The following is an 18,920-nucleotide window of genomic DNA, read 5'->3' on the forward strand; positions in this document are numbered from 1 at the left end:
CTTAATTAACGGAAGGTATCCGCCTAAGGAGGTACGAATGAAACACAGAGTCCAATTTCACCTCATTCTTACGCTGCTCGTTCTCATCTTTGTTATCCCATTTGCTCCATATGCCGCAGCAGCATCCAACCCCACAGACGAATTCGACGCGCTTCGTACTAAAATGTTGACCTATTTCACGGGTGGAAACGGTTATGATCCGAATGATCCGGATATTTCCGTGAACATCAAGTTTAAGAGCGATGCCGTAAGCAATGAGAACTTGACCGGCTACTGGGACACGATGAATAAGGCGGCGAATAGAAGCTACTTATGGGCTGATTTGCAAAGCACGACGAAATCAAGTGAAGTCTCCTCCCACTATACGCGTTTAAATCAAATGGCCATTGCTTATTCGACGATTGGTTCACCTCTCTATCATAATGTAAATCTTAAAAATGATATCGTCAGCGGTTTGGATTGGGCTTATGCCAATCGTTATAAGGAATCCAAAAGCGAATACGACAATTGGTGGGACTGGGAAATCGGCACGCCTCAGCTCGTTAATAGCACGCTCGTGCTTATGTATGAGGATTTGACGCAGGCTCAAATTGATAATTACATGCGGGCTATTGACCGATTTGTGCCTAATCCCAGCAAACGAACCGCCAGCTCGGTCGTTGAAACAGGCGCCAACTTACTAGACAAAGCCTATGTGGTATCTCTTCGCGGCGTAATTGGCAAATCGAGCGCCAAAATTACCCAAGGCCGGGATTCTATGAGTCCGGCATTTCTATATGTGAAGAGCGGAGACGGCTTTTATGATGACGGATCGTTTATTCAGCATACGTATGTAGCCTATACAGGCGGATATGGGGATGTGCTGCTCGGAAGAATGGCGGATCTCATGTACTTATTAAGCGGATCTTCTTGGAGCATTACGGACCCGAATGTGGCTAATGTGTACAGATGGGTCGATGAATCCTACAAGCCGCTTATTTATATGGGAGCCAGCATGGATAACCTGAAAGGACGGGGAATCTCAAGACAAAGCGGTAACGATCATACGACAGGACGCTCCATTATCCTGAGTATGCTTCGTCTGGCAGAAGGAGCGCCGCCCGAACAAGCACTGAAAATCAAGCGGATGGTTAAGGAATGGATCTCTACGGATACAACGTTCGTAAACTATTATACAGGAGCAAGTATGTTTGACATGATCCTTGGCAAAAAGCTGATGAGTGATGGGGCGATAACGCCTCAAGGCAAGCTGGTAGGCCAATTTCAATTCCCGGGAATGGATCGTGTCGCCCAGCTTCGTGAACATTTCGGCCTGGGCATCAGCATGTTCTCGCCTCGTATTTCCGCCTTTGAATATGGCAACGGTGAAAATATCAAGGGCTGGTATACGGGTGTCGGCATGACGACCTTGTACAACAATGATTTGAAACAGTACAGCGACAATTACTGGGCTACTGTCAATATGTATCGTCTTCCTGGAACGACAACAGACGGTTCTGGAAGCGGCACACCGGTTGACTGGAAAAACTATGCGAACCCGAACACATGGGTGGGAGGATCATCAGTCGACCAACTTTACGGTTCTGCGGGAATGCAGTTCTCGCTTACTCAAAATACGGGAAGTCCCTTGCAAGGGAAGAAGTCATGGTTCATGCTCGGTGATCAAATCGTCGCTGTAGGTTCCGGCATTGTAAGTACAGATACGGCACGTACGGTTGAAACGATTGTTGAGAACCGCAAGTTAAATGCAAGCGGAGATAATCCGCTAGTGGTAGACGGCGTGACCAAAGCAAGCGGCCTTGGATGGTCGGAAACAATAAATAATGCGCGTTGGGCGCATTTGGCCGGGAATGTGCCAGGCTCCGATATCGGTTATTATTTTCCAGGAACAGCATCCATAACTGGACTGCGTGAATCCAGATCTGGTACATGGAAACAGATTAATACAGGAGGAAACACGGATCAAGTGACGAATTCTTATCTTAGCCTGGCATTTAATCATGGCAAAGCACCTGCAAATGCGACTTACGCTTATGTCGTGCTGCCAGGTAAGGATAGAGCAGCAACAGCAAATTATGCGGCTAATCCGGATATTCAAATTCTGGAGAATTCAGCCGACGCCCATGCAGTGATGGATACAACTTTGCATGCGGTTGGGGCTAATTTCTGGAACGATGTAACGAAAACCGTTTATGCCAACAATGAACCACTGATCACAAGCGACAAGAAGGCATCAGTTACAATGCTGGAAGCGGATGGGGAAATTCACATCGGGATTTCCGATCCGACGAAAGCGAACACAGGAACGATTCAAGTGGAATTGAACCGCAGCGCAACAGGAGTCCTTTCCCTCGATCCTGGGATTACGGTTACCCAAGTCAGTCCGACGATTAAAATGAGCGTTCGAACCAACGGGGCTTTCGGCAAGACACTAGCAGCCAAGTTTAGTATGAAAGCGCCTTCTACGACCGAGACGCCCGTCTTGGTCCGTGCCGAAGGCGGCGCTTCGCAAGTTGTGTTGTCTTGGACGGGGGTACAAGGAGCAGCTGGTTACCGAGTGAAGTATGGCACTTCGCCAGGTGACTACACCAAAACGCTCGATGTCACATCGGTTAGTTCCACGAATCAAGTTGCCGTAACTGGCTTGGAAACGGGGCGAACCTACTATTTTGCCGTGGCGGCCTATCAGGCATCCGGTGAAAGCGGACTTTCAAATGAGCTATCCGCCACACCGGTTCCGATCGTTACGATCTTCCCTGAAGCCGATGTGTATGTCCGTGACGGCTCTTACGCCGGTACAAACTATGGGACGGCAGATACTCTGATCACCAAGCAGGATGCTGCAGGATACGCCCGGCAATCGTACTTGCGATTTGATCTCGCTTCCATCTCAGGCGTCATAGAGAGCGCTAAGGTTACGCTCGTTCCGGTTGGAGTGAGTATGTCCGGCACAACGAATCAGGCGCAGCTTGTGGCGGATAACAGCTGGGGTGAGTCGGCCGTTAACTGGAATAATAAGCCTGCAGCAGGAGCGGCATTTGCGACTTGGACACTGACATCGGCCTATACGCCGGCTCAATTTGATGTAACAGATCAAGTGAATGGCGCGCTTGCAGCGGACAAGAAAATGTCCCTGTTAATTGCCTCAACCTCGAATCAGGGAGCGAAAGCTGACGTAAGTTACGCTTCCAGGGAGCATGCCAATGCCGCTTATCGTCCTGTTCTTGAGGTTACGTTAAGTACGCCTCCAGCAGCATTATCCACGGAGCTTACAGGCGGCAGTACGGTAGCGAGCGGAGAAACATTTAAGGTCACATTTGGGCTAAAGAACCTGGCACAGCCTGCATTTGCGCAAGATGTCACCTTGAATTACGATGCGAATGCGATGGAATTCGTATCTGCCACCTCAATGATTGAGGGTGTTTCCATTTTGGAGCCGATTAGGCAATCAGCAGGTAAGCTTCGACTCTTCATTGTCAGTAAAGGCGCAGCTCATGCTATTAGCGAGGACGCGCAAGTTGTGGAGCTAACGTTCAGAGCCAAAGCAGTTACGGAAAATAAAACGGGGAATGTCGAGATTTCGAAGGCGGTTTTAGGCGATTCAGCAGGGGGCGAAGCGGAAGCGGCGGCTTCCAGCTATCGTGTAGCGATAGTGGCTCCAATCCCTGGCATTCCTGGTGATCTTACGAACGATAGGAAAGTGACGATCGGCGATTTGGCCATCGTAGCAGCCCACTACGGGAAAGATACAAACAGTCCGGATTGGGAAGAGGCTAAGAAAGCGGATGTGATTGGCGATGGTCATATCGATATTGACGACCTTGCCTTTGTAGCCGCAAAAATAATCCAGTAACTAGAAGAGGATGACGTATAATGAGACGTAAAATCGTACTTGCTACTTTAGTCTGCAATCTTGGTTGTTCCTTGGCACTACTCGCTCCGGCCTATGCGGAGGAAGCTTCCCAATTCGTGATGAAGACCTCGGATGCCGAGTCTACAGGCGAATTCACCGTTACGCTGCAGGGGGAAAATCTGCAGGATTTATATGCCTATGAAGCCAAATTCTCGTTTGATGCCAGTAAGCTTGAAGTGGTCAAGGCGGATACCAAAATAGAAGGCTTCTCCGTGTCGCCTATTGTGAAAAATAACGAAGTGACATTTGCGCACACCAAAGTGGGGAAAGTGGATGGCGAGAAGGGGAATATAGACATCGGTACCATCACCTTCAAAGCCAAGAAGGTAGGAACCTCTCAAGTGACATGGACCTCCATGAAAATTGTGGATCACAATTTGAAAAATCAATCAATTGCGCTTACGAAATCCGCCGATTTCACTAAAATCTTCAGCGATCTTAACGGTCACTGGGCCAAGCCGGATATTATGTTAATGGTCGATAAACAGATCGTGGAAGGCATGGATGACGATCATTTCGCACCGGATACGAACGTCACACGAGCACAGTTTGCTACCTTACTTGCCAAAGCATTGAACCTGAAGGATGGCGCTGGAGTTAATCCTTTTACGGATGTCGCGGCAGGCTCCTGGTATGAGGACACCGTGAAGAAAGCTTATGCGGCAGGACTGATCAACGGTGTTGCTGACGATACATTTGCCCCGGAGAAGAACATTACGCGCGAAGAAATGACAGCCATGCTCATGAGAGCCAAGGCTCAGGTGACGGGGACGAAAGTCGAAGAGATGACGGCAGGCGCCTCGATCCAGTTCTTGGATGAAAGTTTAGTCAGTGATTGGGCCAAACACGTTGTCGAACTTGCTGTGGACGCTGGCTTAATGAATGGCCGAACCGAGCAAGAGTTTGCCCCACAGGAACATGCCACAAGGGCCGAATCCGTGGTTGTGCTGAAAAGGTTACTAGCTGGAGTAAACGTAAAATAGTTTATTGAATTGAAGAGATTGCTTTCTACCCGACCGTTGAGGTCAGGTAGTTGGCAATCTTTTTCATTTATAGATAATAAAGTAAAGATTTTTACTTTTGCGTCGCCCTACCTTGACTCAACCTTTATTTAACTTATTTTGTAAAATCTAAGTAGGGAATCGAATCTACTCAAACAAATATTTTTCGTTGTAAAGATGGCTGTGCAGCAAAGTTGAAGGGCTAAGTTGCATTACATACAACGTAATGGTGTTGTCAGACCGCGATTGCGGTCTTTCGTTGCATATCATACAACCATTTGTTGCAAAAGGTGAATTGTAAGCGGTTTAAATGCAACAATCGTTGTATAGAGTGCAATATAGAGGCGAAGTGAGGCCCCTTTACGGCCAAATGGTTGCGCAAAATACAACATAGCTGTCACAGTCGCTGTTATTGCTCCAGCGGTTCCTCTCTGAGGAGAACTACAGGGCGCTATTTCATCGAAATAGCCTCCTCTTCACGTGGAGGGGAACTGACGTCCTCTATTTGTCGGTTTTTTTGAAGAAATCGGGGTTAGGCGGTCAAATAAGGCCCAGCAGTTCCGCGTGAACGCGGAAACGGGCTTAATTTGTTAGAATAGCTCCCTGTAGTTCCTCTAGGTGGCTAGCCAGCTTACCTCTCCTATGAGGTATGCTCCCTCCGCTAAAATTCGCTCCTACTGGGCTCTTAGCAAGCTAAACTACGGACGGAAATTAACTCCTCCAATGATTCCTTTCTCCTCAACGAGGAACTACTGGGCACTGAAATAGGTCCAAGGAGATCCTACATTCCTCCATTCGATTTTTTCCTGTGCAATCCATGCTGCATCAGCACAATTGGCGGTGCTCAGCTTTTTCATTTACTGGAGCAAAAAGTAAAAATATTACACAAATCAGTAAAATATCAGATTCATAAGTGAAATTGAAAAGGCCTTATAGTAGATCTATACAATGATACCTAAGTAGAGAGGTGAACCGTGTGTTGATCAATAACTCAGAAAGGGTTGCTTTACCTTCGTCTGCGTCAAGGCCAAAAAGAGCTTTCTGGAACCAACCGAGAAAAGAAGCGTTTGCGGGATGGTTATTTCTATCTCCTGTGTATGTATGCATACTGATTCTAGGCGTGTTTCCGGTCTTGTTCTCACTCTTTTTAAGCTTTTGCCAGTGGAATTTGGTTGGCGGACTTTCAAGTATTAAAGTCATTGGATTGGATAATTTTAAACTGCTATTCGAAGACGATAAGTTTTATATGGCTTTGAAAAATAACTTAACGTATACGGTTATTACAGTGCCGATCGGACTTGTTCTAGCCTTGATTTTATCGGTCCTTATACATGCCAGAGTGTTTGGGCAAAGCTACTTTAAAATTGCTTTTTTCATCCCGTACATTTCTTCGATAACAGCTCTTGGCGCGATATGGAGCGCTTTGTACCATCCCTCCTTAGGTCCAATTAATCAGTTTTTGCTTCGCCTAGGGGTCACCAACCCGCCGAAATGGTTAGCGGATACGCATTACTCGTTAACTTCGATTATGATTATCGCGATTTGGGCAGCGTTAGGTTATCAAATTATTATTTTTATTGCTGGTTTGACGAATATCCCGGATGAGCTTTATGAAGCAGCTAATATGGATGGCGCCTCTTCCTTCCAACAATTTTTTCGGATTACACTTCCCTTGCTGGCTCCGACAACTTCGTTCTTAACAATAACAACACTGATGTCATCCTTTAAGGTGTTTGATTTGATAGCATTCCTCACGGGAGGGGGGCCGAACGATTCATCTACCGTGCTTGTCTATCGCATTTATGAGGAAGGCTTCCAGAATTTCAGGATGGGGTACGCTTCAGCGATTTCATGGGTGTTGTTCCTCATTATTGGCGTCGTAACTTTGCTTACTTATCGGCTGCAAAAGCATTCCGCTTACGAATAGCAGAAAGGAGAGAGCTAGCTTGTTATTGAAAAAGATAGATATACCCAAATGGATCACTACGCTGTTGATGGGATTATTTTCGTTCCTGTTCCTTCTGCCTTTGCTTTGGATGCTCTCGGCGGCTGCGAAGTATGAGAAGGATGTGATGGTATTCCCCATTCAGTGGATTCCAACCAAGTGGAACTTAATCAGCAACTTTCAGGAAGTTTGGCTGAGCAGCGTCCCGTTCACTTTGTTTTATTATAATTCGCTGAAGTTAGCGCTTACGATCACCTTTGCAACGCTGCTTTTCTCTTCCATGGCAGCATTTGCTTTTACCAAGCTGCAATTTCGTGGACGTAACATGGCTTTTGGGATTTTACTTTCTTTGATGATCATCCCTTCCGAATCTACGCTTGTGCCTCGTTATCTGCTGCTCAAGTGGCTTCACTTGTACAACACGCATGCGGGATTAATGCTCATGGGGATGTTCTCGACGATCTATTTTACCTTCCTGCTGCGGCAGTTCATGGTTTCCATTCACAGTGAATATTTGGAAGCGGCGAAAATAGATGGAGCGGGATATGTTAGAATGTACGTGCAAATCATCCTGCCGTTGTCGAAACCGATCCTGGCAACGGTAGCCATTATTAAATTTATCTGGGTTTGGAACGATTATCAGAATCCGCTGATTTTCCTTATCTCGAAGCAATTGTATCCGATTCCGCTGGGTTTGCAGCTTTTCAAAAATGAATTTGCCGACAATTACGCCGTCCTGATGATGGCCTCTGTGGCTGCTATTTTACCTCTATTAATGATCTTTATCATCCTGCAAAAGCAAGTGATTAAAGGCATCGCGCTTGGTGGGGTAAAAGGTTGATTACGGCCGATAGGAAGTAAAGATATGACACAAAGAGCGCAAAATATTATACCATCTTGGGGAAATAATCCGTGTAAAATTCTGGATATCACCAAAAAACTGAACTATTGGGGGGACGTCATATGAAAAAAAAGCAGGCCATATTGCTCAGCAGCGCCTTATTGACGATGTCAATTTTAAGTGCGTGCAGCTCGGGTTCAAATCAAGGAAATACAGGATCAACAGCGGTTACAACAAGCGCAGCACCTGCGGCAACACAAGTGGATGCGAAGCCGGTAAATCTTAAATTTTACACGTGGGATAATGAAACGAATCAAGTTGCCCGACAAAAGATGATTGATGCATTTCAAGCCAAATATCCGAATATTAAGGTGCAGAATATTTCTTTAGTTCCCGGGAATTCCGTAGAAAGCATGAAGAAAATGGATGTATTGATGTCATCCGGAGAAGAAGTGGACGTTCTTGAGTACGGGAACATTGATGAGACGTTGGCGAGAGCGGCTGCAGGCGTCCTTGCTCCCCTGGATGAATTTTATGCCAAAGGGAATGTAAAACCGGAAGAAGATTACTACATTAATCCAAAAGTGAATGGGAAATATTACGCAACGATGCTGACATCAAGTCCCTACTTTGTGTTGATTAATGAGGATGCCTTGAAGGAAGCCAATCTGTCTCTGCCATCGTTCGATTGGACCTGGGATGACTTTCGAGATTATGCCAAAAAACTTTCGAAAGGCGAAGGCAACGATAAACGATACGGTGCTTATTTCCACACGTGGGGTGAGTATACGAATCTAATTGCTTATTCCGATCTTAAGAGCCCTTATCTGACAAGCGATCTCAAGCCTGGGTTCAATGATCCGTCGTTCGCTTATTTCTTCAATCTGCGTCGTGCCATGGAGAAAGATGATAAATCCGTCAAACCTTTAGCTGATGTTGTTGGAGCGAAGTTAAGTTATATCACGGAATATTTGAACGGCAAAGCGGCTATGCTGGCAACGGCGCCATTCATGCTAGACAATGTCATGAACAAAGAGAAGTATCCGCACACATTCAAATCGGTTATTGCCCCGCTGCCTCGCGCATCCAAAAGTGGAGAACAAGGCATTACCAACATCGGAGGATCTTACGTCTCGGTTGCCTCCAATTCTAAGCATAAGCAAGAAGCTTACGATTTCATTCGATATATGACGACAGAGCAAGAGGCAAGACTCGAATTGTCCGGGTACAAAAAGGCTGATCCCAAAGCGATCGTAGATCGGCTGTATGGCAAAGCGGCGGATATTATCGACGTAACGTCGCTGCAAACAACCATTTTTGATAAGCGGATAAAAACGAATTTCGATCCTGCGATCTCCGTTTCATACGGTAACCAGTTGAAGGCTGTATTGGAAAAAGGCTTTAGCAAATTCATGCTGGATAATACGACAGCCGAAGAAGCGCAAAAGTGGATGATGGATGAATCGGATAAAATCGCCAAACAAAATGCGAAATAGGCAATTGGGTCCTCATGGACACACGGGTAGAGGGCGTAATAACGTCCTCTATGTTTTCGTTCATAGGGTAACAGTCGTTATGCTATGATAGGGGTAGTTGAATGTTAGTTAAATGCTTAGCATCCAGAAGGCAGAAGGAGCTCCTATGAGAATAAACTCACTATTTCGATTTTCCTTTTATCGACGCATTCAAATCTCATTTCTCTGTTTTATTTTGCTGCCGACTGTCGTTGCCTCGTTTCTCAATTATTCGATTACGCATAACAATGTGAAGGAGAAAATCTTTCTCAGCAATCAAACGGTGCTTACCGTCATTGCCAAGGATATATCCAAAACAATTGATGATATGACCTATGCCTCCAACTTTTTTGTACAGGATGAAAATGTGAAAAAACAGCTGCGCAATTTTATGGCAATGAAGCGCATAGAGAGTTTCCATGATTTTGAAACTTATTTGCAAATCAAAGATTTTTTCAGCCTGGTGGATGTCAAAACGATGAATCCGGATATTCTGATGTACGTGTCCAATCAAGCTGGATTTATCGTACAGTCCAGTGAGATCCAGGGAGCGGACCCGGAAATGACGAGGCAGCAATACGAAATCGTCAAGTCGCGAGTGGATCAGTCAAAGCCGAATATTCTACAATGGCTAGGGACTGTGCCAACACAGGGGACAAACGCATTAACCAACAAGGCCTATTTGCTTGCAAGGGTCATCAAATCTCCAAGCGATACGCAGCAGTTAGGTACTTTGTTTATCTCCATACCGGAGCGTTATTTTATGAAAGCGTTCACTCAACTAAGCGCTTCGAAACTGGCCTTGTTTGATGCCGAAGGCAAATTGATTGCGGGTGATCCGATTGTCTCTTATGACATGGACGCTACCGCGAAAAATAACATTAGAAATGAAAGTCTGATTCAATACTCAGGCTGGAAGCTCATCAGTGAGACGCCGGACGCGCAAGTGACCGGTCAAATTACGAAGACATTTTTCATTACGCTGCTGCTGATCATCCCTTTTTTTCTGATCTTCTTTGTTGTCTCCATGTACGTAGCGAAGCGGCTTCATCGGCCCATCCGGCAGCTTCAAGCGGGGGTTAAGCAATTCGGCAATGGCAATCGCCGGATTCGGTTTGAACAAGATGGCAAAGATGAAATTTCGGACTTGGGCCGAACCTTGAATATTATGCTGGAACAAATCAACCAGCTGATTGTGGAAAATGAACAGGAGCAAGAGCAGAAACGTGAATTAGAGCTTCAAGCGCTTTATTCGCAGATCCGTCCTCATTTCCTGATGAATACGCTAAACTCAATTAAGTGCAATTTGGCACTGGATAACGAGATGGTCCATAGTCAAAAAATTAATTCATTAATGAGCTTGTTAAGGGCTTATATGAAGTTCAATGAACCATCTAGTCTAGGTAATGAGTGTAAATTGCTGTTTCATTATGTGGACATTATGCAAATGCGCAGTGATCTGGTGGTTCAGTTGGATATTGAGCTTCCTCCGCTGCTTGCAAATTTAGGTTTCCCGAAACTCCTGCTTCAACCTATTGTGGAAAATGCCTTTGTGCATGGTTTTAAGAAAGCCGTTGATCAACCACGGATTGTCATACGAGCTAAGCAAAACGAACATCGCGTGGAGATTTCTATCTCCGACAACGGATTAGGAGTGAGTGCGGAGAAAATAGATCTGCTCAACGCCGAGCTGCAAAGCTCGCAGGATACAGAAGCCTGGCAAGCGGATAAGCGAGTAGGGTTGTGGAATGTTTTTCAACGTCTGAAGATGACCTATGGCAGCGCCTCATCCATGATATGCTCACAAAGCGAACTCGGCGGCTTGACTGTTACACTCGGATTTAAAGAGAAATTACCTACAGGGGGATCTGCATGTTGAATGTCATGTTGGTAGATGATGATGTGCCGATGATCAAATATTTAACGAAGCTGATTTCTTGGGAATCGTTGGGGCTGCGGCTTGCTGCGACGGCAAACTCGGGAGAAAGTGCCATGCAGATTTTCCATGAAACACAGCTCGATTTGGTGATTACGGATATTGGGATGCCGCAAATGGATGGCTTGGAGCTGGTCGCTCAGCTGAAAGCGCTGAAGCCCGAGCTTCAGGTGGTATTTTTGACCTGTCATGAAGAATTTCATTATGCCAGAAAAGCCGTGCAACTAGATGCTGTCGATTATTTAATAAAAGATGAATTAACCTCTGAGCAGCTCGATGAAAGCTTGCGCAAAGCGATCCAGCTGTTGACTGAGGCCAAAAATCAAGTAGAAGACATCGTGTATAAGCAGGATTTGATCAAAAATAAAGATTTGCTCAAGCAGACGTACTTTCAGCAGCTTCTTACAACGTCCTCTGCCCCGGAGATGCTCAGTTATGGGAAACGGTTAGGCATTAACTGGGGGCATTCACACTTTCTTATGGCGATTGGCTCCTTTCATAGAGCTTCGGTCTATAAGCAGTATAGATTTGAAGATATGAATTTGCTGCTGTACGCAGCCGGGAACATAGCGAATGAGTTGTCGCTGCAATCGCAGCAGCAGGTTACTTTATTCTCCGATGCGGACGGTCAATTGATATGTATTTATAATTATCAGCCGAACTTGAGCTTGAATACGACTACCTTGTTTAAGGATTATTTATTGTCTTTACGCGAACTGATTAAACAGTATTTGAAGATGGATGTGTTCCTTCATTACGGAACTCCTTTTAAAGGCGTGGAAGGGGTAAGCGCGAATTACAAGACGATGAAGATGTGGCAGAAGTCCTCGTTTTATGAGGATGATACGTTTGGAGCGATCAAGTTGCTGGAAGTCCCCTTGTGGAATGTCAATCATTCGTTGGAAGAACAATGGGATCGGATTACGGAGGCGGTCAAAGACGCCACTACGAATGGGATTACCCAATCCCTGTGCGCTTTGGAAACCTTCGTTCGTGAAGAGCGAATGGAGTCGGGGATGTTCCTTGCAACGTGCTCGCATCGCATTCGGCTGATTGAATTGGATGCTAAGCATAAAAGCGAAGAAACGTTCCATAGCTGCTTATTGAGGTGCAAGCGGTTAAAAGAAAGCCTTGAATTAATCAGCTGCAAATTGGAAGAGCTGCATGCGGCCTCGACACATATGGCGATAGATAAAAAGCCGAAGCTTCAGCAAATCGACCGGTATATAACGGATCATTTGGCAGAGAATATTTCGATGGTGGATATCGCCGATTATTTGTTTCTGAATCCAAGCTATTTTTCGCGGTATTTCAAGCAGGAGACCGGCGTGAATTTCGTTGACTACTACCATCAATTCAAAATGAAAATTGCCTGCGGCTTGTTAAAAGAAAAGCAATACAACATTGAAATGATAGCGCTAAAGTTAGGCTATATGGAACGGACGTATTTTTCAAGAATATTTAAAAAGTATGTAGGGGTTAGCCCTAAGCATTATAAATAAGGCCCGATTGGCGGGACTCGAAACTTTTTAGGACTGATAAGGGAACGCTGAGGCACTATTTCAAGGGAAATAGTTTGCCAGAGTGGACGATTCCAGTTGTAAGCGTGTACACTGGTAGATAGACGCAAAAAAGGCAGAGGCATCCAAACGAACTGAACTCCGCTTTGCTCACCGTCGACATTCCGTTTGAACAATGGAGGCTGAACATGAGGAAAACGCTATTTAATCGGCTGCTGTTATCTTATATGCCGATTTTTATTATCGTGGTCACGTTTACGTTTTTCGTGTTTTTTCAGGTGCTGAGTGAACAAAGCCGCAAAGAGGCGCTGAATGCCAATAAAATGTTGTCCTTGCAGGCGATGCGCTTAATCGACACATCGCTGAAGGCGATTGACAACATGGTGATGATGGAAACAATTAATAATAAAGAATTGGCCGATTTTTTCAATAATGAATCCAAAAGTAATGTGTTCACCAATATTAGCGCGGTAAAAAAAATGCGCGAGATGATCGCTTCGTACCCTATGATTGATTCGATCTATTTGGTGCGGTTTGAAGACAATTTTGTGCTCAGTAATGCGACAAGCGATCAGCTAAGCAACTATAAGGATGAGCCGTTTATTCAGAGCGCCAAGGACCCGCTAGGCAGCAAAAAATGGTCAGGCGTAAGAGACTTCGAGCAGTTTTCTGTCAAAGGCAGCAAGCCTGTAGTCAGTCTGGTACGGGGAGCACCATTCATCACAGGCGAGAAGGGAATGATCGTCGTCAATGTGGCGACGGATTCGTTGCGGACCAGCATTGCGGACTTGTATGATCCCAAAACAAGTTATATCGGCCTTCGCGACGCCGTGGGCAACGAGTTGTTTCGTGATTCCCGCTCAAAGGAACAAACAAGGATTTTCTCGAATTATGTGTCCAGTTATACGGGATGGTCCTATCAAAGCGGGCTTGTGAACGGCAAGGTGTTTCATGTGATTTCCTCCCTCTATAACGTTTGGTTTATTATCGGAATTGCGATGATTGTGGTTGGATTTGTGTGGTTGCTCTATGTGACCAGGCGCAATTCGAAACCGTTGGAACAAATCGTGGCGCGTATTCGCGGTTACCGTCTCCCATTGTCCAAGGAAGGGGGAGATGAATTCTCGTTCATCGAATCTGCTTTATCCAATATCATTGAACAGTCCAATCAATATCAACAAAAACATGAAGAAGACAGGCATCTCCGGGCGAGATACTTGTTTCATCAGCTCATTGAAGGCGACACGGGTTTAACGCATGAGGAATGGGTGGAAGAAATAAGCAGCCTGCAGCTTCCCTACGTTTCCAACCGCCAAGTGGTGCTGGTGATAGAAATGGATAAATACAGCGATTTCTGCTGTCAGTACTCACGCAAGGATCAAAACCTTCTCAAATTTGCGCTGCGCAGCGTTATTCAGGAGCTTGCTCCGAAATATGAGCTCGTGCTTTGGGCCGAGTGGACGTCCGCTTCTCAGCTTAGCGTTATGGTGTTTATGGGGAACGAGGAGGAAGCTGGCGTTTCCTCGATCCTTCAGCTTTTTGATCATGTGCGTGAGTGGGCTCAAGAGAACTTGAAGTTTACGGTAACGGTGGGGATCGGTGAGCAGGTCGTACAGCTTGCGAGCGTTGCAAACTCGTATAAAGAAGCGCTAAGAGCGCTTAAATATAAAATTGCGCTTGGTGAAAACAGGTTGATTACCAGCGAACATATCGCCAATCACGGGCAGGCCGAAGTATTTTCACATCTCAATGCCATTCGATCTATGATTCAGTCGTTCAGACTTCTTGAAGATGAGTGGAAGACGAAATATGACGAGCTTTTCGGCGAAATGAAGCTTGGGCTATTAACCAAAGATGAAATTACGAATCTGATGAACTATTTAATTTATTATTTGGGCCGGGAAATGGCGGGGATGACGAAAGAGTCTCAAGAAATGTGGATGGGGGACGGCCTGCCGAGGCTTAGTAAAGTTATGGATGTCTGCCATTCTCTTGAACAAATGCGGGAAGAATCCCTGAACGTATTGGACAGCTTATACGCTGGTCTACTGGAAGCGCAGGACAGGCGCCTGCATGCAGCAACGATTCGCGACATGCGGAAGTTCATCGAAGAAGAATATGCCAATCCGAATATGTCACTGGATTACCTCAGTTCAACCTTCAACATTAGCAGCAAATATGTGAGCAAGCTGTTTAAAGAAGAGACGGGACAGAAGTTCGTCGACTTCCTGATCGATATCCGCATCCAGGCAGCACAGCGATTGCTTGCGCAATCGAATGCTCCGATGCAAGAAGTTGCGGAGCAGATCGGTTATACAAGCGCAATCTCTTTCAGCCGTGTGTTTAAGAAAGTGATAGGCTGTTCGCCTAGCGAATACCGCGAGGATGCGGTGCGCAAAGAGACCGGGTGAATTTCGTTAAACGGTAGAAAATAGTTTGCTTGGCTGCAGCAGCTCCGGAGAACCTCCGGGGCTGCGCGTTTTTTCAGACGATGCGAAAACGGTTAAGGGCACGATTCTTGTTTCTTGCAGCTGGCTGCAATCGCCTTTACGATGAAGGTGTGAAAGCGCATTCCATCCAGACGAAAGGAGAAGGAGCCTATGTTAAGCATGCAGAAGGAATTAGGAATGTCCATGAAAAAGATGAAGCGGCACTGGCAGTTATATCTGGTTGTCTTTTTACCGCTGCTGTATTTGGTCATTTTCAAGTACATTCCTATGGCTGGCGTCGTCATTGCTTTCAAAGACTACAACGTCATCAAAGGTATTTGGGGCAGCCCGTGGGTGGGTCTGAAATACTTCGAACAGTTTTTTGAATCGCCGAATTTCTGGCTATATTTGAAAAACACGCTGGGCATCAGTATGTACGGTTTGCTTGTGGGCTTTCCAGCTCCGATCCTATTGGCGCTCGCTTTGAATGAGATTCGTAACGGTTTCTTCAAAAGCAGCGTGCAAATGATTACCTACGCGCCTTACTTTATATCGACGGTTATCATGGTTTCGATCCTCATTGTCACCTTATCGCCAAACGTCGGTATTATCAGCAAGTTCCTGCATACGCTCGGTGTGGAAAATACCAATCTCATGGGAATTCCGAGTTTGTTCAAATCGATCTACGTTTGGTCGGATGTTTGGCAGCATACGGGTTATGGCGCCATCATTTACATTGCGGCTTTGTCAAGTGTGAACCCTGAGCTTTATGAATCGGCCAAAGTAGATGGCGCCTCCCGGATACAGAAAATCATAAACATCGACATTCCGAGTCTGATTCCGGTTTCCGTCATCCTGCTAATCCTCAATCTAGGCAACATCATGAAGCTTGGCTTCGAAAAAATATATTTGATGCAAAATCCGCTCAACGTGAGCACATCGGAAGTCATTTCAACCTATGTGTACAAAGTAGGGCTGCTCAGTTCCAGCTTCAGCTTCTCGGCGGCGATTGGTTTCTTCAACTCGGTTGTTAATTTGATTCTTCTCGTAGGGGTCAATTACATTGCCAAAAAGTTGTCCAGTTCAAGCTTGTGGTAACCACCGGCCCCTTAGTCCGTAGTAAGGAGGATCTTCTATGATCAAAACGTCAAGCATTCGCGAATCGCAAGGCGACCGATTGTTTCTGCTCTGCATTTATATCTTTCTGATCGCGGTGTTAATTGTCGTCTTGTTTCCGCTCATTTTCATCGTTAGTTCATCGTTTAGCTCACCGCAGGCCGTTGTCTCCGGCAAAGTTTGGCTGCTTCCTGTGGACGTTACGCTGGAGGGCTACAAAGCGGTGTTCCGTAATCCGCAAATCGTAACCGGCTACATGAATTCGTTTATTTATGCCGTGGTTGGTACGGTCGTCAACGTCGCATTAACCGTCATGCTGGCCTATCCCATCGCCAGAAAAACGTTCTATGGCCGCAATGTCATCATGGTGCTGCTGGTGATTACGATGATGTTCGAGGGAGGACTAATCCCATTCTATCTCGTAGTCAAAAATCTGCATCTGCTCGATACTCGGTGGGCGATGATTTTGCCTGGCGCCATGGCGGTGTTCCAAGTCATTATCGCTCGAACCTTTTTTCAAACATCGATTCCTGATGAAATTGCAGAAGCAGCGGAGTTGGACGGATGCAGCGATATCCGATTCATTACGAGTATCGTACTTCCACTTTCCAAGCCGATTCTGGCTGTGCTGACATTGATGTATGCGGTTGGCCATTGGAACGCCTACTTCGATGCCTTGATTTTCCTGAAATCACCGAATTTGTTCCCGCTGCAGATCGTTCTGCGCAACATTCTTATTCTCAATACGATAGATCCGACCATGGTGTCCAAAGTTGATCAGATGCTGGCCCAGCAAGGGCTGAAGGACCTGCTTAAGTACTCGCTTATCGTTGTGGCAAGCGCACCGGTTCTCATTATTTATCCGTTTGTGCAGAAGCATTTTGTTAAAGGCGTCATGATTGGTTCATTAAAAGGTTGAAGGAATAGGATTGTTAAATTGGGAGGAGTTGTTACGATGAAAAAATGGCATCAATCATACACAGGTTTGGTGGGAGTTGCACTTTGTTTCTCTCTTGTCTTGAGTGCCTGCAGCACAGAGTCCGGCACACCAGCTGGTGACGCCTCTACGGGCAGCGCGCCAACCGCAAGCGAAGATTTCACCCCTGTTGGGCAATATCCGATCGTGAAGAAGCCCATGACGATTAAAATGTTCGCCCCACAGCTGGCCAGCATCGAAAACATGGAGACGAACTCTTTTACCAAATATCTGCAGGACAAGACGAACATTCAAATTAAATGGGACCTCGTGCCTGACAAAGCGTTGAACGACCGCAAACAGCTCATGCTTGCAAGCGGTGATTATCCTGAAGTGATTTTGCAAGGGGCTTTAACGAAAGATGAGCAGATGAAGTACGGCAAACAAGGCGTATTTATTCCGCTGAACGATTTGATTGATACCTATGCGCCTAACTTCAAGAAAGCAATGGCTGACCTGCCCTACTTGAAAAGCTCCATCACATCGCCGGACGGCAACATTTATGCCCTTCCGCAAGTGAACGAGTGTTATCACTGCAACTATGCTCAAAAGCTATGGATTAACCATGCCTGGCTGGATAAGCTCGGACTGAAAATGCCGACGACAACAGATGAATTTTATGAAGTATTGAAAGCATTTAAGGAAAAAGATCCGAACGGCAATGGGAAAAAAGATGAAATCCCGCTGACCGGTTCGGATGACATGTGGGCAGGCAACATCGCGTCTTTCCTGATGAACGCCTTCATTATTGACGATCAGATCGATAAAGACAGCGGCACTTTCCTGCAGTTAAAGGATGGCAAGGTGGATTTAACTGCCAATAAGCCAGAATGGAAGCAAGGTTTGTTGTACCTGAACAAGTTGTACAAGGAAGGCTTGATTGATCCAGCATCCTTTACACAAAACTCCGATGCGATTCAGCAGTTGGGTAACCGACAAGACGCAAATGTGATGGGCGGTATAACGACGGCGCTGATCAGTTACGCGCACTCGCCGGACGAGAAGCACCCGCGCCACAAGGATTATGTTACCGTGCCTCCGCTCAAAGGACCTAACGGTGTGCAGCAGGCCGGCTATTTTGCAGGTATAGGCAGTTCGCAAATGGCGATTACCAATAAAGCGACCAAAGAGCAGCAAATTGCTGCGATTCGCTTGGCCGACTATTTGTACACCGAAGAAGCGATTGTTTTGGAAGAGCGCGGTACTGAAAACGTTGGATGGCGCAAGGAGAAGGACGGCGAGCTGGATATGAACGGCAAGCCGGCGAAATATGCGGTTATTCCTAAGGTCGACAACAAACCTACGCATAATGATGGGTGGGAACAAATTGGGCCGTCGCTCCGTACGTTCCAATATCGCGATTCATGGGCTGCACTGCAAGATCCACTTGCAGAAGGAGCGTATGAAGTGCGTTTGAAACGTGAATCAGCGAAATATGAGCCTTTCCAATCGAAAGTGATGTATCCACCCAGCGTGTTCATCGCATTGGAAGATGCCGAAGTTGCGGCACAGTTGAAAACAACGATTCGTGATTACATCAAGTCGAACATGGCGCAGTTTATTACGGGCAGCAAAGACATCGATAAGGAATGGGATAGTTATGTAAAAGGCTTTGATGGCTTGCAGCTTGGTAAATATATTGAAATTTATCAGAAAGCTGTTGCTAAAAAGTAACATCCGAGAGAGCTTACACCCTCATCTGGAAAAAAACAGAACAGTTGTACAGCTT

General features: G+C 45.9%; 11 protein-coding genes. All 11 read left to right on the forward strand.

Annotated features, from left to right (window positions below; genetic code table 11):
• The first annotated feature begins 37 nt into the window (after positions 1-37).
• The 11 genes from ACKTT9_RS13025 to ACKTT9_RS13075 all read left to right on the forward strand — a co-directional run bounded on the left by ACKTT9_RS13025 (position 38) and on the right by ACKTT9_RS13075 (position 18,865).
• A complete protein-coding gene (locus ACKTT9_RS13025; RefSeq protein ID WP_407871915.1) occupies positions 38-3,853 on the forward strand; it encodes a polysaccharide lyase family 8 super-sandwich domain-containing protein in 3,816 nt (1,271 codons plus the stop codon).
• A 20-nt stretch (positions 3,854-3,873) separates the two neighbouring features.
• Positions 3,874-4,896 carry an S-layer homology domain-containing protein gene (locus ACKTT9_RS13030; RefSeq protein ID WP_407871916.1) on the forward strand — a complete coding sequence of 341 codons (1,023 nt, stop codon included), beginning with the start codon at positions 3,874-3,876 and terminating at the stop codon, positions 4,894-4,896.
• 1,000 nt (positions 4,897-5,896) lie between these two features.
• The gene (locus ACKTT9_RS13035; RefSeq protein ID WP_407873029.1) at positions 5,897-6,841 is read left to right on the forward strand and encodes a carbohydrate ABC transporter permease; all 945 of its coding nucleotides are present in this window, start codon (positions 5,897-5,899) and stop codon (positions 6,839-6,841) included.
• A 67-nt stretch (positions 6,842-6,908) separates the two neighbouring features.
• Positions 6,909-7,700 carry a carbohydrate ABC transporter permease gene (locus tag ACKTT9_RS13040; protein ID WP_407873030.1) on the forward strand — a complete coding sequence of 264 codons (792 nt, stop codon included), beginning with the start codon at positions 6,909-6,911 and terminating at the stop codon, positions 7,698-7,700.
• Between the two features lie 122 nt (positions 7,701-7,822).
• Positions 7,823-9,196 (forward strand): ABC transporter substrate-binding protein, encoded by a 1,374-nt coding sequence (locus ACKTT9_RS13045; protein ID WP_407871917.1) that lies wholly within the window; start codon positions 7,823-7,825, stop codon positions 9,194-9,196.
• A 145-nt stretch (positions 9,197-9,341) separates the two neighbouring features.
• Positions 9,342-11,093, forward strand: a complete 1,752-nt coding sequence (locus tag ACKTT9_RS13050) for a sensor histidine kinase (RefSeq protein ID WP_407871918.1) — start codon at positions 9,342-9,344, stop codon at positions 11,091-11,093.
• A complete protein-coding gene (locus ACKTT9_RS13055; protein ID WP_407871919.1) occupies positions 11,087-12,652 on the forward strand; it encodes a response regulator in 1,566 nt (521 codons plus the stop codon). The genes ACKTT9_RS13050 and ACKTT9_RS13055 overlap by 7 nt, the downstream gene beginning before the upstream one ends.
• A 206-nt stretch (positions 12,653-12,858) precedes the next feature.
• Complete coding sequence (locus ACKTT9_RS13060; protein WP_407871920.1) at positions 12,859-15,081, forward strand: helix-turn-helix domain-containing protein; 2,223 nt, start codon at positions 12,859-12,861, stop codon at positions 15,079-15,081.
• Positions 15,082-15,270: 189 nt separating this feature from the next.
• Positions 15,271-16,197, forward strand: coding sequence for an ABC transporter permease (locus ACKTT9_RS13065; RefSeq protein WP_407871921.1), 927 nt, complete (start codon positions 15,271-15,273; stop codon positions 16,195-16,197).
• A 37-nt stretch (positions 16,198-16,234) separates the two neighbouring features.
• On the forward strand, positions 16,235-17,134 hold the full coding sequence (locus ACKTT9_RS13070; RefSeq protein WP_407871922.1) for a carbohydrate ABC transporter permease: 900 nt from the start codon (positions 16,235-16,237) through the stop codon (positions 17,132-17,134).
• A 36-nt stretch (positions 17,135-17,170) separates the two neighbouring features.
• Entirely contained in the window at positions 17,171-18,865 is a 1,695-nt protein-coding gene (locus ACKTT9_RS13075) for an ABC transporter substrate-binding protein (RefSeq protein WP_407871923.1), read from the forward strand.
• Positions 18,866-18,920: the final 55 nt, after the last annotated feature.

It is taken from the genome of Paenibacillus sp. P36 (assembly GCF_045866505.1).
In the GTDB taxonomy this organism is placed as follows: Bacteria; Bacillota; Bacilli; order Paenibacillales; family NBRC-103111; genus Paenibacillus_E; species Paenibacillus_E chondroitinus.

Coding starts and splice junctions, on each gene's coding strand:
- ACKTT9_RS13045 (WP_407871917.1), top strand. CDS start 7,823: ATGAAAAAAAAGCAGGCCATATTGCTCAGCAGCGCCTTATTGACGATG.
- ACKTT9_RS13065 (WP_407871921.1), top strand. CDS start 15,271: ATGTTAAGCATGCAGAAGGAATTAGGAATGTCCATGAAAAAGATGAAG.
- ACKTT9_RS13055 (WP_407871919.1), top strand. CDS start 11,087: ATGTTGAATGTCATGTTGGTAGATGATGATGTGCCGATGATCAAATAT.
- ACKTT9_RS13040 (WP_407873030.1), top strand. CDS start 6,909: ATGGGATTATTTTCGTTCCTGTTCCTTCTGCCTTTGCTTTGGATGCTC.
- ACKTT9_RS13060 (WP_407871920.1), top strand. CDS start 12,859: ATGAGGAAAACGCTATTTAATCGGCTGCTGTTATCTTATATGCCGATT.
- ACKTT9_RS13075 (WP_407871923.1), top strand. CDS start 17,171: ATGAAAAAATGGCATCAATCATACACAGGTTTGGTGGGAGTTGCACTT.
- ACKTT9_RS13070 (WP_407871922.1), top strand. CDS start 16,235: ATGATCAAAACGTCAAGCATTCGCGAATCGCAAGGCGACCGATTGTTT.
- ACKTT9_RS13030 (WP_407871916.1), top strand. CDS start 3,874: ATGAGACGTAAAATCGTACTTGCTACTTTAGTCTGCAATCTTGGTTGT.
- ACKTT9_RS13050 (WP_407871918.1), top strand. CDS start 9,342: ATGAGAATAAACTCACTATTTCGATTTTCCTTTTATCGACGCATTCAA.
- ACKTT9_RS13025 (WP_407871915.1), top strand. CDS start 38: ATGAAACACAGAGTCCAATTTCACCTCATTCTTACGCTGCTCGTTCTC.